The sequence below is a fragment of the Kiloniellales bacterium genome (genome assembly GCA_030066685.1).
Lineage (GTDB): Bacteria > Pseudomonadota > Alphaproteobacteria > Kiloniellales > JAKSBE01 > JAKSBE01.
This window is the reverse complement of record JASJBF010000039.1, coordinates 40,711-55,460: the sequence shown is the minus strand read 5'-3', so window position 1 is coordinate 55,460 and position 14,750 is coordinate 40,711. Positions and strand designations below refer to the sequence as shown.

Genomic DNA, 14,750 nt, shown 5'->3' with positions numbered 1-14,750 from the left:
CGAAAGCCGGCGGCGTTAGTTGGGGACGGCGCCCTCGTCGAGGAGGCCGTCCTCGAAGGCGAAGCCCTCGTTCTCGATGTAGCGGATCAGAGGGACCCAGTCCCGCTGCAAGGTCTCGGCCTGCAGGCTGTCGAGGTCGAAGATGCTCATGCCGCGCCAGGCCATCTCGTTGTAGATCGCGCGGTCCGGCAGCCAGCCGACGTCGCGGGTCTCCAGCTCCATCAGGAACATGTCCAGGCGCGCGGCGGCGCGGCTGCCGCTGCGCACCCGGTTGCGGACCAGGGCCAGCGGCTTGCGGTTCTTGCGGATCGCCTTGAACTCGCGGACCTTGTCCAGGAATTCGCGGGTCGCGCCCTGGTCGAAGGCCGAGGCCAGAACCGGCACGACGATGACGTCGGCCATGGCCACCAGTTCCTTGGCCTCCTTGCCGGTTACGGCCGCGGGGGAATCGATGATCAGCCGCTCGGTGCGCTTGGGCGGCTTCTTCATCGACTTGACCCAGTCGAGACCGGCGATCGATGCGGCCGTCTCAGGGCGCGACTCCAGCCAGCCGAGGCTGGAGCGCTGGCGGTCGGTGTCGGCCAGGGCCGTCGGCAGGCCCCCGGCGGCGAAGGCAGCGGCCAGGTTGGTCGCGATTGTGGTCTTGCCGCAGCCACCCTTGGAGTTAGCAACCAGGACGGAGATCATGCTCTCGTCCGCCCCCCTCAGCCCCGGGTCCAGAAGGGATCGCTTGCGGCGAACTCGTCCCAGCGCCGCACCATCGCCGGGCGCGAGGCGTCGATGGCGCTGCTGTACCAGCCGATCACCATGCCGGCCGCGGCGCGGAGCGCGGCCGTGTTGCTGCCGTCGCCGCCGCCGTGGAGGCTGTCGAGCAGGTCCTCCGCGACCACCACGTCGTTCAGGTGGCCCAGCTCGTCCTGCAGCGACTTCAGGGCCCTGACGTAGGGCCGGGTCTTGTCCTTCGGATAGAGGGAGGCGAAGAACTCGCAGGTGTAGCGCAGCTTCTTCAGGGTGATACGCAGCTCGTGGCGCTTCTCGTCGGATAGATGCTCGAAGTCGCGACCCTCCTTCAGGACCCGCTTGTGACGCTTGCGCAGGAGCCGGCAGGCGTAGTCGGAGAGCGGCTCCTCGAAGCGGCCGTTGCCGTCGCCGTCGTGCCAGCCGCCGGCCTCGGTCCAGCGCTCCAGGTCCAGCACGAAGGCGGTATAGCGTCCCGAGCGCAGCGCCTTGCGGGCGCGCTGGTAGCCCAGCTTGCGGGCGTCCTCGGCCGCGGCGGTCAGGACCGCGAGGTCGCCGCTGTCCGGCCGCGCCGCCTGCAGCGGCGGCATCAGCTCGGTCAGGAAGACGTCCCAGTCGCGTGCCGGGCCCAGGCTCTGGATCAGCCAGCGCGCCTCCTGGTTGATCCAGGCGGCGTCCTCGGGCGGCAGAATCAACTTGAAGACCGAGAGCGCCGACCTCAAGCGCCGCAGCGCGACCCTGAGCTGATGCACCCCTTCCGGGTCGTCGTCTTCCAGGACCGGCGCATGGTTGGCCAGCCAATGGCGGATGCAGCTGCGGAAGATGCCGTCCAGGGCGCGGTCCAGGGTGATGTCCGCCGGGAAATCCGGGTCGGCCGCCCGGACCCACTTCGGGGTCTCGCCGCGGGCGAGGGCATAGCCCCAGTCCGACTTGGTGACCGTCTGCAAGGCAAGTGGTGTCTCGCCGACCAGCTTGCGCGCCAGGTCGTAAAGCACCTCGGGGGCGCCCTCGAGCAGCTCGAGCTCCAGTTCGGCGAGGCGCCGCCGGCCGGACTCGGTGACCACCTCGCCATCGTCCAGGGCGATTTCGATCACGGCCTTGGGCAGGTTGCGTCCGCCGCGGCGCAGCTTGCGGCTCCGGCGCTCGACCCGGGTGGTGAAGACCGGCTCCAGCTCGGCCGCCAGGATCAGGCCCATGTGCCGCTTCAACTCCGGATCCTCGATCCGCTTCAGGTCGGGCTTGGCCGACGGCACGGCGCAGGAGAACTCGCCGCGTGTTATCAGTCCGGCGGCGCCGTTGGCCTCGGTCTTCACGGTCTGGATGAAGCGCGATCCGTCCTTCCGGACCCTCAGGGCCAGCCCACGGCGGCGCAGGCGCTGGTCGGCGGTGTCGTAGTAGACGGTCTCAAGCTGGCGGACCGCTTCGCCTCCGGCCCGGGTCGCCAGCAGGCGGCTCGCCCAGGCTTCGTTCAGCTGTTCGCGCTCAGCGGTCAGCTTGAGCTCGACCTCCTGGTTCGGCTTCTTGTCCTGGGTTCGCGACGGAGCGGAAAGCCCCGCGCCTTCAGAGGCGGCCTGAAGCGATGATGTGTGTGTTTCCGACACAGGGGCCTCCCCAACCCTCCGTGCGCAGCGCCGGGTTCCATTCTCGCCTCTGTAGCTAGTGAATGGATTGATCTGCCTCAAGGAAGCGCCGCCATATTTGTCATTTCTATTACAAATCGGCCATTACAGCTATCCGAATCGTGCAGCGGGGACCTCTAGAAGGCGAATCGACTACTGTATTTCTGCTTATCGGTCTCGGCTTTCGGGTCCCCGGATCGGGTGGAGCCGTCTCACGTATGGCGCGGCATTGGATCGGCACCTCCGGGTGGAGCTACCGGAACTGGCGGGAGGGCTTCTATCCGAAGGCCCTGAAGCCGGGCGAATGGCTGGGCTTCTACGCCGGGGTCCTGCGCTGCGTCGAGCTTAACGCCAGCTTCTATCGGCTGCCGCGGGAGGACCAGCTCAAGACCTGGGCGGCGCGGACCCCGCCCGACTTCCGCTTCGCCGCCAAGGCCTGGCGGGCGATCACGCACTTCCGGCGCCTGCGGGATTGCGGAGAGTTGCTCGACGCCTTCTTCGCGCGGCTCGAGGCTTTGGAGGACAAGCTGGGACCGGTGCTGTTTCAGCTGCCGCCGCGCTTCGGGGCCGATCCCCAGCGCCTGGATGCCTTCCTCGGCGGCCTGCCGCGCGGCCGGCGGGTCGCCGTCGAGTTCCGCGATCCCTCCTGGCATTGCACCGAGGTCTACGCCGTCCTGGAAGCCCACGGCGCCGCCTTCTGCCCCTTCGAGCTGGCCGAGCTGCGCGGGCCGCGGGTGGTGACCGCAGACTTCACCTATGTCCGCTTGCACGGCCGTTTGGCGCGCTATCGGGGTTGCTACGGCGAGGCGGAGCTGGCCGATTGGGCGGGCTGGCTGCGGGCGCAGCTGGCCCTGGGCCGTGACGTCTATGTCTTCTTCGATAACACCGACGAGGCCGATTGGGCGCCGCGCAACGCCCAGCGCCTGGACCGGTTGCTGGCCGAAGCGCCGCCTCCGAAGGTTAATCCGGCCCAGCCTTAAGGGATCTTTGCCTTAAAGGATTTTTCAGGGCCTTGACCTAGCCTGCGGCCCGGATTCTCAGTCTTCACGCCCAGCGGAGAGCCAGGTATGGCAGAGGGACTCAGTCCCGCCGAGAAAGGGCCGGCGCCCGCTGCCGGGCCCGCCCCCGGGGGCCGTGCGGCGGGCCGGGTCTCCGCCGACGGCAGGGCGGAGGCCGAAGCCGGGGCCGCGGCGCACCTCAGCCTCTACGGGGTCGAGGTGCCGCCGGCCGGGCGCAGGCAGGTCTACCCGATCTACCCGCAGCTCTTCGTCAAGCTCAGCTTCGACCTCGGCCTGCCTGCGCTCGGGCGCCGCGGCGACGACATGGTGCTGTGCTTCGACAACGGCGGCGAGGTTGTGTTCCAAGGCTTCGTCGGCATCGCCGAGACCCATCCGACCCTGCACCTGCTGATGCCCGACGGCAGCCTGCTGCCGGGCGACTACTTGGCCCAGGCCCTGACCGAGCTCGGCGAGGCGCCGGCGCTGCCCAGCGACGACGGCCTGGCGGCCTGCCCCGCCCAGCCCGAGCAAGTCCGGAAAGAGCCGGCCCAGCGAGAACCGGCCGGAGACCGCTCGGCCCGGGCGCCGGCTCGGGCCGGGGGGATCGCGACCGGGCCGGCACCCAGTGAGCCGAGGCCCGCGCCGCACGGCGCGGCGCCGGAACCCGAGTTCCCGGTCCAGGAGATCCTGCAGGACCTGGAGGCCCAGGGCGTGGTATCGGCGCCGGCCCCCGCGGCGGCGCCTGCCGAGGAGCCCTGCTCTGCGGCCGACCTGGTGAAGAAGGTTGCGTCCGCCCTGCCCGACTTCCCGGCCAAGGCCGAAGCGACGACCCCGCCGCCTGCCGAAGCGCGGGCAACGGGCCTGCCCGAGGCGGAAGAGCCGGCTGAGGCCACAAGGCCGGAAACCTCCGAGACTCTCGAGGCGGCGCCAGAGAGCGCAGGCCCGGCGCCCGCGCCCCGGCGTGACGAGCCTTCGGCGCCGACTGCGCTCCCCGCGGCCGTCGTTCCGGCGCCCCCGGTCCCGGAGTTCGAGGTGCCGGACTTCCAGGTGCCGGAACTTCAGTCTCCCGAGACTCCGGCTCCGGAGCCTCGGGCTTCCGGGATCCTGGTTCCGGACGCTGGCTCTGCCCCGGAAACGGCCACCGCGCCGCCGGCCGTCTCCGGGCCGGTAAGGCCTGAGGCCGCGGCGCCGCCCGATCCCCAGCCGCAGCCCCCCGAGCCACCGAAGGCGGCCCGCGCGCAGGACCATACGGCCTTCGCCGCGGTGATGCCGGCCCCCACCGTCGTGCCGGAGCTGCGCCGCAGCGGCCCGCAGCCTCCCTCGGGCGCGGCCGAGCCGGTCCCCGCGGCCGAGGTCGAGCCCGGCGCCGTGGTGCCGGGCGCGGTCCCCTGCGATGCGTCGATGGAGCCGGCGCCGGCCGCTCCGGCGGAATCCCCGGACGCGGGCGCCGAGGGCAGGCCAAAGGCGGACATCCCCCTGGGGCCGGCGGGCCGGCCCTCCGATCCGCCGGTGGCCCCGACGCCCGAGCCGACGCCCGAGCCGGTCGTGGCGCCGATCCCCGAACCGATCCCCGAACCGATCCCTGAACCGGCCGCGACGGCGCACAGCGGGGCCGGCGTCCAGACCTGGGCGGAGACCTGGGCCGGCGTGGCGGCGGAGCCCCCATCGGAGACGGCCCCCGAGCCACCCTTGCCCGAGCCACCCTTGCCCGAGCCACCCTTGCCCGACCCGCCCTTGCCCGAGCCGGCCATCGGGCCGCCCGAGCTTCCGGCATGGCCCGCGTCGGGCCCGGTGGAGGCGCTCGACCCCCTAGAGCCCGAGGCTACGATGCCTTCGATGCCCGATCCGGCCGATCTGGACGGAGCTGAGGGGGAGGCGGCCCTGCCCGAGGTCACGGTTCCGGATTTCGCCGCACTCGCCTCGCAGGCCGGCCTGGAGCTGCCGGCCGCTCCCCAGGCCGCGGCGCCCTCGGCCGCTCCGGCGACGCAAGAGGCGCTGCCGCTGGAGCTCTTCGAGGGTCCCGAGACCGCGCCGCCGTCCGAGGCCCCGGAGGCCGATCTCGAGATCCCGGACGGGGCTGCCATCAAGGCCGCCATCGAGGCCCCGGTCGAGACGGTGGACCCGCCGCCGGCACCCGAAGACTTGGTGGAAGACGCGCCGTCACCGGACTCGCCCGAGCCGACGCTCTCGTCCGAGGCCCCGGCGCCCCCGCCGGCGATCCCCGAGGTCGGGACGACCGCGACGTTTTCGGAGACCGAGGCGCCGGCGTCCGGCGGCGGCATCCTGCGCTCGGCCATGGCCGGCGTGCTGCGCGCCGGCAGCCGGATCCTGCCGTCGCGCGGCGGCGCGGGGGAAGATGCCGCGGCGGCCGTGGCGGAGGCCCAGGAAGTCGTGGCCGCCACGCGCTCGGTACTCGACGAGGAAGAGGTGCTCGAGCTGACCCAGCCGGCCGAGATGCCCCTGCCGGCGCCTGAGGTCACCCCGCCCGAAAGCGCCGATGCGCCGCCGCCGCTCGAGGAGGGCAAGGCGCCGGCCGAGGACCTGGACGCGATCGAGCTCTTTTCGGATCCGCTGTCCTACGGCGCCGGGGTCACGGAAAGCCCGGCGGCCGCGCCGCCGCTCGCCGAGGCGCGGGAGGCCGGTGCCGGGCGGCGGCTCGGCGCCCAGGAGGCGGTGCCCGACGCGGTCCAGGACGCGGTCCGGCTCGCGCTGCACCAGATGGACGGCGGCGATCTCTTCGACTTCGGCGCCGGCGAGGAGGACGCGGCGGCGTCGGCGGACGCTGGCGCCTTGCCCCGGGCGCCGGAACGGGGTGAACTTTCCAAGACCTGAGGTTCGAGTCGCCGAAGCCGCCGGCGCCGGACCCCGGCGCACGGCTTGGCCGAGTCCGCGGCCTCGCAGCTCGATGGAGCTTAAGACCATGTCCACCGAATTCATCGTCCTCCTGGTGGCGCTGGCCGTCCTGGCCGGTGCCGTGATCCTGCTCTACAACGGCCTGGTGGCGAAGCGGAACCAGTCCGAGAACGCCTGGCGCCAGATCGACGTCCAGCTCAAGCGCCGCTACGACCTGATCCCCAACCTGGTCGAGGTCGTGAAGGACTACATGGACTACGAGCAGGAGACCCTGCGCGAGGTGGTCGAGGCCCGCTCCAAGGCCATGGCCGCCCACGACGGCCCGCGCGAGGCCTCGATGGCGGCCGAGGGCATGCTGGGCGCCGCGCTGGGCAAGCTCTTCGCGGTCTTCGAGAACTATCCGGACCTCAAGGCCAACCAGAACGTCATGAGCCTGCAGGAAGAGCTGACCACGACCGAGAACCGCATCGCCTTCGCCCGCCAGCACTACAACGACTCGGTCATGAGCCTGAACAACGCGGTGGAGTCCTTTCCCAGCAACATGGTCGCCGGCGTCTTCGGCTTCCGGCGGGCGAGCTACTTCGAGGTCGCCGAGGCCGAGACCGGGCCGGTCGCCGTCGACCTGCGCTAGGACTTGGCGATGTCGAGCGCCGACGCGGCCGCGGTGGGCCTCAGTCGCACCGACTTCTATGCGGCGATCCGGCGCAACGAACGCAACACCTTCTGGCTCTGCCTGGTGATGCTGTCGATCGGCGGTCTCGTCGGCTACGTGCTGGGCTGGGCGGCCGAGTTCATCGACCGCGGCGGGGCCGGCCGGGACGCGGCGCTCTCGCCCTGGGAGCTCTTCATCGCGCCCAGCGCCTGGGGCCTCGGCGCCGCCGGGGTCATGACCCTCCTGAGCGTGATCTGGATCCTGGTCGCCCTGCTGTTCGGCGACCGCATCCTTCTGGGCATGACCGGTGCCGAGGAGGTGACGCAGGAAGCGGAGCCCCAGCTCCACAACGTGGTCGAGGAGATGGCGATCGCCGCCGGGCTGCCGAAGCCCCGGGTCTTCGTCATCGAGACCCCGGCGCTCAACGCCTTCGCCGCCGGCCTCAAGCCCGAGAAATCGGCGGTCGCGGTGACCCGCGGCCTGCTGGACAAGCTGCAGCGGCGCGAGCTTCAGGGCGTGGTCGCCCACGAGATGAGCCACATCGCCAACAACGACGTGCTCTACGCCACCGCCATCGGCGTGGTGGTCGGCCTGATCGCCCTGGTCACGGACACCGTGTTCCGCGGCTTCCGCTACGGCCGCATCGGCAGGTCCCGCCGGCGCGGCAAAGGCGGCGGCGGGGCGGTGGCGCTGGTGATGCTGGTGGTTCTCGCGGTGGCGATCCTGGCGCCGCTGGCCGCCAAGCTGGTGCAGATGGCGATCTCGCGCGAGCGCGAGTACCTGGCCGACGCCACGGCGGTGAAGCTGACCCGCAGCCCGCTCGGCCTGATCGGCGCCCTGGAGAAAATCGACGGCAGCGCCGAGCGCTTCGAGGGCGCCAACCGGGCGGTCCAGCACCTCTTCATCGCCAACCCCCTGCGCAAGTTCTCCGAGCGCTCGACCGCGCTCTTCTCGACCCACCCGCCGATGCCGGAGCGGATCGCCCGCCTGCGCAACCTGGGCTGAGAGGGCGGTCCCGCTACTCCAGCATCAGGATGTAGCCGGCGCGGCCGAGGCGGCTGAGGACGAAGCCGTAGAGCGCGCCGCTGGCGCCGTAGAGGCCGAGGGTGGCGCCGAAGCCCAGCGCGCTGCCGGCGATCGCGACGACCAGGCCGGCGCAGAGGCCGAAGCCGAGGCCGAGCCAGAGGAAGACCGCCGCCTTGCCGCGGATCTTGCGGCTGATCTCCAGCGCCCGCTCGCGGTCGGTGAAGGCCTCGGCCAGACTCTTCTTCGCGCTCTCCAGGTCCTTCCGGTCGCGCGAGAAGAGGAAGCGGAGGCCGGCGCCGATCAGGCCGCCGAAGACGCCGTGGACCAGCACCGCCTTGGTGTAGCTCGACCACAGGGCATAGCCGAGCCCCAGGGTCAGCAGCAGGGCAATGGCCCCCGCGGCGACGGCGAAGTCCGATCCCGGGCCGGCGACCAGGGCCAGGAGGTAGCCCACGGCCGGGGCGGCGGTGAACATGGCGGCGATGGCCCCGAAGCGGGCCCACTCGGAATGCCGGTCGAGCCAGTCGAGCTCGTCCTCGAGGGCGGGGTGTTCGGTCATGCGAGGGCTCCCGGACGAGGGATCGGCGACGAGGATCGCTCCCGTCGTTCCAGGTCTAGCAGGGCCGGCTTAACGAAGGCCTGAAGGCGGCCTCAGGCCGGCGGATAGCAGCCGGCCAGGCGGGCGCGGTGGATCGTCAGGGCACGGACCGCGTCGATCAGGGGGGTCTCGATCTCCAGCAGGTCGCCGATCTCGGCGACCGCGCCGACCAGGGCATCGATCTCCATGGGCCGGCCGCGCTCCAGGTCCTGCAGCATTGAGGTCTTGAAGGGGCCGATCCGCTCGCCCGCCCGCAGCCGCTCCTCGATCTCCATGTCGAAGCGCACGCCCAGGGCCTCGCCGACCCGCATGGCCTCGACCATCATGTCGCGCATCACAGCGCGGGTGCCGGGATCCCGGGCCAGGCCCGACATGGTGCCCTGGGTCAGGACCGAGATCGGGTTGAAGGTCAGGTTGCCCAGGAGCTTGGTCCAGATCTCGTCGCGGATCCGCGCGCGGACCGGGGCGTCGAGGCCGGCCGCGGCCAAGACCTCGGCCAGGACCCGGACCCGGCGCGAGCGGCTGCCGTCCGGTTCGCCGACGGGGAAGCGGTGGGCCAGGCTGACCGTCACCACGCCGGGTTCGGTGATCTCCGCCGCGGCGTAGAGCACGCAGCCCAGGCAGCGCTCCGGCGGCAGGTGGCGCCAGAGCGCGCCCTCGGGATCGAGGCTCGTCAGGCGGTGGCCCTCCAGCGGCCCGCCGTGCCGGTGGAAGTACCACCAGGGCAGGCCGTTCTGGGCCGAGACGATGGCGGTCTCCGGGCCCAGCAGGGGCTGGATGGCGCCGGTGATCGCGGGCAGGGAGGTGACCTTGAGGGCCAGGATCACGTAGTCCTGGGGCCCGGCCGCCGCCGGGTCGTCGGTCGCGGGCAGGCGCAGGACGCGCTCGTCCTCGGCGGTGATCAGCTTGAGGCCGCGCGCGCGGATCGCCTCGAGGTGCGGGCCCCGGGCGATCAGGGTGACCTCGGCCCCGGCCCCGGCCAGGACGGCGCCCAGGTGGCCGCCGATCGCGCCGGCGCCGTAGATGCAGATCTTCATGGCTTCCGCTCACCCCTCCCAAGGCCGCGCCCGTCGGCGGCGGGGGAGGTTAGCAACGCGGCTGCCGAATTGCGACCAGGGTCGCGGGGTCAGATGGAAAGATCGAAGAGCCGGGCCGGCTCGGCCTGCAGGGAGGGCTCGGCGCCCGCCTTGCGGTAGGCCTCGCTGCCCTGGGCCAGGGCCCGGCCATGGGCCTCCGGGCCGGCGTCGGGGCGGCTCTGGGCGTAGACCTGCGCGGCCAGGCGGCTGCTGCCGCGCTGCGCCGGCGCGCCGCCGAGGACCTCGCCGCGCGGCGCCAGCACGAAGCCGGTCTCGCCCGGGCGCTCCTCGAGCAGGGGCCCGGTGTCCCGGCCGAAGCCGCGCCGGGCCTCGGCGCCCGCGCGCTGCACCTCGAAGCGCTCGGCCAGGGGTCCCTGCGGCAGCGCCGGGCCGCGCGCCGGCTCCAGCGGCACCAGCGCGGTCGCGCCGGACCGCAGCGGCGGCTTCGGCCCCGGGCCGTGGACGATGGCGGGAAGCTGGTTCATAGGCCTCGCAGGTCCCTTGCGGGAATTCGCGGGATCTCTCTATCCTCCCATTCTACGCCCGATTTTCTTAAAATTGTAGATAATTTCGGGCTCTCGGTCGCCTCTGTTAAGAATTCGCGCGCCGATCCCTGATGTATAGCAATTGTCGCCTCGTCGATCCACTCAAATCGACGAGAATTATACGCGAAGTATAGGTTTGTATTAACCATGACTGTTTCTATTTGGGTATTTAATTCAAACTTTATTAAAGGTGGCGGCGTATCTTGACCTGCGGCACCAGAAGGCGTGCCGGATCGCATCAGGTAGAACGACGATGCTTCAGGCAGGAGCAGAGACGGACGTCCGGCAGCCGGCCTCCGGCGAGGCCGCCGACGACCTGAGCCGCCGCCGGGCCGCCCTGGAGGCCGCCCTGGAGGCCTCGGGGGACGTCTTCTACGAATGGGACCTTGCCAGCGACCGCCTGACCCTGGCCGGGCGCGCTGCCAGGCTCTTTCCCGCCGACCCGCCGGCCCTGCCGGTCAGGGGCGCCGAGCTCAACGCCTGGATCCATCCCGAGGACCTGCCGCGCCGCCTGGCCGCTCTTGCGCAGCACTTGGACGGCGGCCGGACCTACGACTGCCAGTACCGCCTCTGCGGCGCCGACGGCGGCCTGCGCTGGGTCCACGACTGCGGCGCCGCCTTCGCCGACCCGCGCGGCCGGGCGGTCCGCCTGGCCGGCTCCCTGCGCCTGGTCTCCGAGGGCGCGGCTCGGGCGACCGAACTGGCCCAGCAGGGGCTCTACGACCCGGCCACCGGCGACCTCCGGCGCCAGCCGCTGCACCAGGCCCTCGACCGGGTCTTCGCCGCCGGCGAGCGGGCCGGCTGGTGCAGCGCCGTGGCGGTCCTGGGGATCGACTGGTCGGCCGGCGCGGCGGCGCCGCAGGTCGGCGACGCCGTCCTTCTGGAGATGGGCCGCCGCCTGGACCGCCACCTGCGCGGCGGCGACGTGATCGGGCGCCTGGCCGGCGACCGCTTCGGGCTGCTGCTCGGGCGCTGCGACGCCGAGGCGGCGCGCCTGACCCTGGAGCGGATCGTCGCGGTCCTGCAGCGCGATCCGGTGCGCCTGGCCGACGGCTCGGTCAGCGCCCGGCTCTCGGCCGGCGTAGTCCTGGTCCCCGCCCAGGCGCGCAGCGGCCGCGACGCCCTGAACCGGGCCGAGCAGGCCCTGGCGCGGGCGCGCGCGCCGGGCGGCGCGGCCGTGGCGCTCTACCGCCCGGCGGCGGCGCAGCGCCAGAACCACGCCCGGGCGCTGCGGGCGGCGCGCGAGGTGCGCGAGGCCCTGGAGGAAGAGCGCCTGCGCCTGGCCTTCCAGCCGGTGGTCGATCCGCGCTCCGGCGCCGTCCGCTTCCACGAGGGCCTGCTGCGCCGCTGCGAGCCCGACGGCCGGGTCACCGCGGCCGGCGCCTTCATCGCCCAGATCGAGCCGCTCGGCCTGATGGGCGGCATCGACCGCCGGGTGCTGGAGCTGAGCCTGGCCGAGCTGGAGCGCGATCCCGCGATCACTCTGGCCTTCAACATCTCCGGACTGACCGCCGCCGACCCCGGGTGGTCCGCCGCCCTGTCGCGTGCCCTCGAGGGCCGCCCCGAGCTGGGCCCACGCCTGATCGTCGAGATCACCGAGACCGCCTCGCTGCACGACCTCGAGGAGGCGGCCGGCTTCGTGCGCCGGCTCCACGACCTGGGGGTCCGGGTCGCAATCGACGACTTCGGCGCCGGCTGCACCTCGGCCGCCCAGCTGGTCGCCCTGGACGCCGACCTAGTCAAGATCGACGCCGCCTTCTCGACCGGGATCCGCAGCCATCCGCAGAAGCAGGTCTTCCTGCAGCGCCTGCTAGAGCTGGCCGGCGACCTCGGCCTGACCACCGTCGCCGAGGGCATCGAGAACGCCGCCGACGCGGCCTTCCTCGGCGCCCTGGGCGTCGACCTGCTGCAGGGCCGCCACTTCGGTATGCCGACCCTGACCCCGCCGTGGGCGCAGGCCGGGGCGGAGTGATCCAGCCTGGGCCGTTGGATTGGTTTCCCAAGGCAGATCCCGGCGCTGCAGCATCCGCGAGAAAGCCCTCACCCGCTCGCGGCTTGCGCCGCTCCCACCCTCTCCCACGGGCGCGCGTACGCGCGGCGCTTCGCGCGGGTTGAGGAGGCTTGGCGAGGCGAAAGCCGAGCCCTAGCCGGAGCTGGGTGAGGGGTCGACCTCCGCAGCGTCCTGCGGACGTCAGTCCTTGGTCTTGTCGGAGGTCAGGGTGTCGAGCTGGCGCTGCAGGAGGTCGAGCTGGCGCTTGAGCGCGGCGAGCTGCTCTGGGTCGGCCTCGCCGTTGTCGGACGCCCCTTCGCCGCTTCCCTCGCCGCCCTGCTCGGCGCCGCCGAAGGGCGAGAACATCTTCAGGGTCTGCTCGAAGAGCGCCATGTTCTGCTTGTTCATGGCCTCGACGTCGGGGAAGGGAAACATGCCGCCGAAGGTGTCCTGCATCGACTTGCGCATGCGCTCCTGGTTGGCGGAGAAGACCTCCATCATGTGCTCCAGGTAGCGCGGCACGACCCATTGCATGGAATCGCCGTAGAGCGAGATCAGCTGGCGCAGGAAGTTGATCGGCAGCAGATTGGCGCCCTTGGCCTCCTCCTCGACGATGATCTGGGTCAGGACCGGGCGGGTGATGTCCTCGCCGGTCTTGGCGTCGTAGACCGCGAAGGCGACGTTGTCCTTCACCATCTGGCAGAGATGGTCGAGGGTCACGTAGCTGCTGGTCGCCGTGTTGTAGAGCCGGCGATTGGCATACTTCTTGATCGTGATCGGGTTGTCGTCGCTTCCCAGAGGCGCAGAGCCGTTACGGGCCTGTGCCCCCTGCTTTGCTTTGCCCGCCATACCTTGTTCCAGGTTCGGGTGCCGTCCTGCACGGTGCAGTCCGGCATAGTGCTGCGCCGCACCAAGACCTGTCAACGCCTTGTCAGGGTGCTGCGCCGCCGGGCCGCCGCTGGCCAAGGCGCCGAGAGGCTGTCTATACTCGGCCGCCATGGCCGAACGCGAGGAGCTCGAGGAACTGGCCCGGCGCTACCTGGACCTCTGGCAGGACCAGGTCTCCGCCATGGCCGACGACCCGGCCTTCGCCGAGAGCCTGAACCGGATGATCCAGGCCTTGGGTCCCGGGGCGGCCATGGCGGGGGCGGCGATGCCGGGGGCGGCGATGGCTTGGCCGTTCTGGCCCGCGGCGGGCGGCGCGGCCGAGGCAGCCACGAGGAGCGAGGCCGGTGCCCCGAGCGGAGACCGAGGTGCGACAGGAGGCGATGAGCAAGCCGGAGATCCGGCGGCTCGGACCGCGGCCGCTGGCGCTGCACCTGGCGGTGGCGGCCCTGACCTGGCAGAGCTCGCGCAGCGCCTGGCCGATCTGGAACAGCGGGTCGCTGCCCTGGAAGGACGAAAAGGCAGCGGCCGGGCTCAGAAAGGCGCTGCAAAGCGTCGATCCTGACGATTTCGCCGAGGCCCTCGACGGCGCGGTGCGGGCGCGCAGCCTGCAGCTGCTGCGCGGCATCCAGGCCTATCAGCGCCATCCCTACCGGCGCGACCTGAGCGACCCGTCGACGATCTGGCAGGAGGGCACGACCCGGCTGCTGGACTACGGGCGCAAGGCGGTCAAGGGTCGAGGCACGGGCCCGGTTCTGCTCTTCGTGCCCTCGCTGATCAACCGGGGCTACATTCTCGATCTCGCGGCCGACTGCAGCCTGGTCCGCGACTTCGCGGCGCGCGGTTTCCGCGCCCTGCTGGTCGACTGGGACCGTCCCGGCGCGGAGGAGCGCCGCTTCACCCTGACCGACTACATCGCCGGCCGGCTGGAGGGCGCGCTGGACGCGGCCCTCGCCCTGGACGACGGCCCGGTCGTCGCGGTCGGCTACTGCATGGGCGGCCTACTGGCCCTCGCCTTGGCCCTGCGCCGGCAACACGATCTGGCGGGGCTGGTCCTGATGGCGACGCCCTACGACTTCCACGCCGGCGGCGCGGCGCAGGCCCGGGCCCTGAGCCGGGCGACCCTGAGCCTCGGCCCGACCCTGGACCTGCTGGGCGAGCTGCCGGTGGATGCCATCCAGGCGCTTTTCGCGGTGCTCGATCCCCAGCTGGTGGTCCGCAAGTTCCTCTCCTTCGGACGCCTCGACCCGGACAACCCCAAGGCGGCGGCCTTCGTCGCCCTGGAGGACTGGCTGAACGACGGCGTGCCGCTCGCCGCACCGGTGGCCCGGGAATGCCTGCAGGGCTGGTACGGCGAGAACACCCCGGGCGAGGGCCGCTGGCAGGTTGCCGGCCGGGCCGTGGACCCGGCCAAGCTGGACCTCCCGGCCCTGTCGCTGATCCCGGCCAACGACCGCATCGTGCCGCCCGGCTCGGCGCAAGCCCTGGCTGACCGCTTGCCCCGGGGCGAGGTGCTGGCGCCGACCCTGGGCCACATCGGCATGGTGGTCAGCTTCAAGGCGCGCAAGGCAGTCTGGGATCCCCTGGCCGACTGGTGCCGGATGACCGCCGAAAGCGCCGGATAGGGCCGGACGGGCCAGTCACGGCTTGCAGCCGCGGCCCGGCTGCTCTTATATGTTCCGTTAATTTATTGCACTGCGAAAAACGCGGTGACGGACCTCGACGAGCCGGGAACTCGATCGGGCGCGGTTCCGGCGGCGGGGCAGGCCC

The 14,750-nt window shown here is 71.9% G+C and carries 12 protein-coding genes; 6 read left to right on the top strand and 6 right to left on the bottom strand.

What is annotated here, in order from left to right:
- Positions 1 to 15 precede the first annotated feature (15 nt).
- Entirely contained in the window at positions 16 to 687 is a 672-nt protein-coding gene (locus QNJ30_21995) for a ParA family protein (protein ID MDJ0946129.1), read from the bottom strand.
- A 17-nt stretch (positions 688 to 704) separates the two neighbouring features.
- On the bottom strand, positions 705 to 2,339 hold the full coding sequence (locus QNJ30_21990; GenBank protein MDJ0946128.1) for a CHAD domain-containing protein: 1,635 nt from the start codon (positions 2,337 to 2,339) through the stop codon (positions 705 to 707).
- A gap of 236 nt (positions 2,340 to 2,575) precedes the next feature.
- Here QNJ30_21990 and QNJ30_21985 point away from each other — a divergent pair, with 236 nt between their 5' ends.
- The 4 genes from QNJ30_21985 to QNJ30_21970 all read left to right on the top strand — a co-directional run bounded on the left by QNJ30_21985 (position 2,576) and on the right by QNJ30_21970 (position 7,865).
- Positions 2,576 to 3,337, top strand: coding sequence for a DUF72 domain-containing protein (locus QNJ30_21985; GenBank protein MDJ0946127.1), 762 nt, complete (start codon positions 2,576 to 2,578; stop codon positions 3,335 to 3,337).
- Positions 3,338 to 3,424: 87 nt separating this feature from the next.
- The gene (locus QNJ30_21980) at positions 3,425 to 6,187 is read left to right on the top strand and encodes a hypothetical protein (GenBank protein MDJ0946126.1); all 2,763 of its coding nucleotides are present in this window, start codon (positions 3,425 to 3,427) and stop codon (positions 6,185 to 6,187) included.
- 88 nt (positions 6,188 to 6,275) lie between these two features.
- Positions 6,276 to 6,839, top strand: a complete 564-nt coding sequence (locus QNJ30_21975; protein MDJ0946125.1) for a LemA family protein — start codon at positions 6,276 to 6,278, stop codon at positions 6,837 to 6,839.
- A gap of 9 nt (positions 6,840 to 6,848) precedes the next feature.
- Positions 6,849 to 7,865 carry a M48 family metallopeptidase gene (locus QNJ30_21970; protein ID MDJ0946124.1) on the top strand — a complete coding sequence of 339 codons (1,017 nt, stop codon included), beginning with the start codon at positions 6,849 to 6,851 and terminating at the stop codon, positions 7,863 to 7,865.
- 13 nt (positions 7,866 to 7,878) lie between these two features.
- Here the strand turns inward: QNJ30_21970 and QNJ30_21965 are convergent, their stop codons facing one another.
- The 3 genes from QNJ30_21965 to QNJ30_21955 form a co-directional block, all read right to left on the bottom strand.
- The gene (locus QNJ30_21965) at positions 7,879 to 8,445 is read right to left on the bottom strand and encodes a hypothetical protein (GenBank protein MDJ0946123.1); all 567 of its coding nucleotides are present in this window, start codon (positions 8,443 to 8,445) and stop codon (positions 7,879 to 7,881) included.
- Positions 8,446 to 8,537: 92 nt separating this feature from the next.
- Positions 8,538 to 9,521, bottom strand: a complete 984-nt coding sequence (locus QNJ30_21960; GenBank protein ID MDJ0946122.1) for a 2-dehydropantoate 2-reductase — start codon at positions 9,519 to 9,521, stop codon at positions 8,538 to 8,540.
- Positions 9,522 to 9,610: 89 nt separating this feature from the next.
- Complete coding sequence (locus tag QNJ30_21955) at positions 9,611 to 10,045, bottom strand: hypothetical protein (GenBank protein ID MDJ0946121.1); 435 nt, start codon at positions 10,043 to 10,045, stop codon at positions 9,611 to 9,613.
- 313 nt (positions 10,046 to 10,358) lie between these two features.
- On the opposite strand from QNJ30_21955, the gene QNJ30_21950 reads away from it, so the two are divergent.
- Entirely contained in the window at positions 10,359 to 12,077 is a 1,719-nt protein-coding gene (locus tag QNJ30_21950) for an EAL domain-containing protein (protein MDJ0946120.1), read from the top strand.
- Positions 12,078 to 12,296: 219 nt separating this feature from the next.
- Here QNJ30_21950 and phaR read toward each other — a convergent pair whose 3' ends face one another.
- The gene (gene phaR, locus QNJ30_21945; protein MDJ0946119.1) at positions 12,297 to 12,944 is read right to left on the bottom strand and encodes a polyhydroxyalkanoate synthesis repressor PhaR; all 648 of its coding nucleotides are present in this window, start codon (positions 12,942 to 12,944) and stop codon (positions 12,297 to 12,299) included.
- A 383-nt stretch (positions 12,945 to 13,327) separates the two neighbouring features.
- Here phaR and QNJ30_21940 point away from each other — a divergent pair, with 383 nt between their 5' ends.
- Positions 13,328 to 14,605, top strand: coding sequence for an alpha/beta fold hydrolase (locus tag QNJ30_21940; GenBank protein MDJ0946118.1), 1,278 nt, complete (start codon positions 13,328 to 13,330; stop codon positions 14,603 to 14,605).
- Positions 14,606 to 14,750 lie beyond the last annotated feature (145 nt).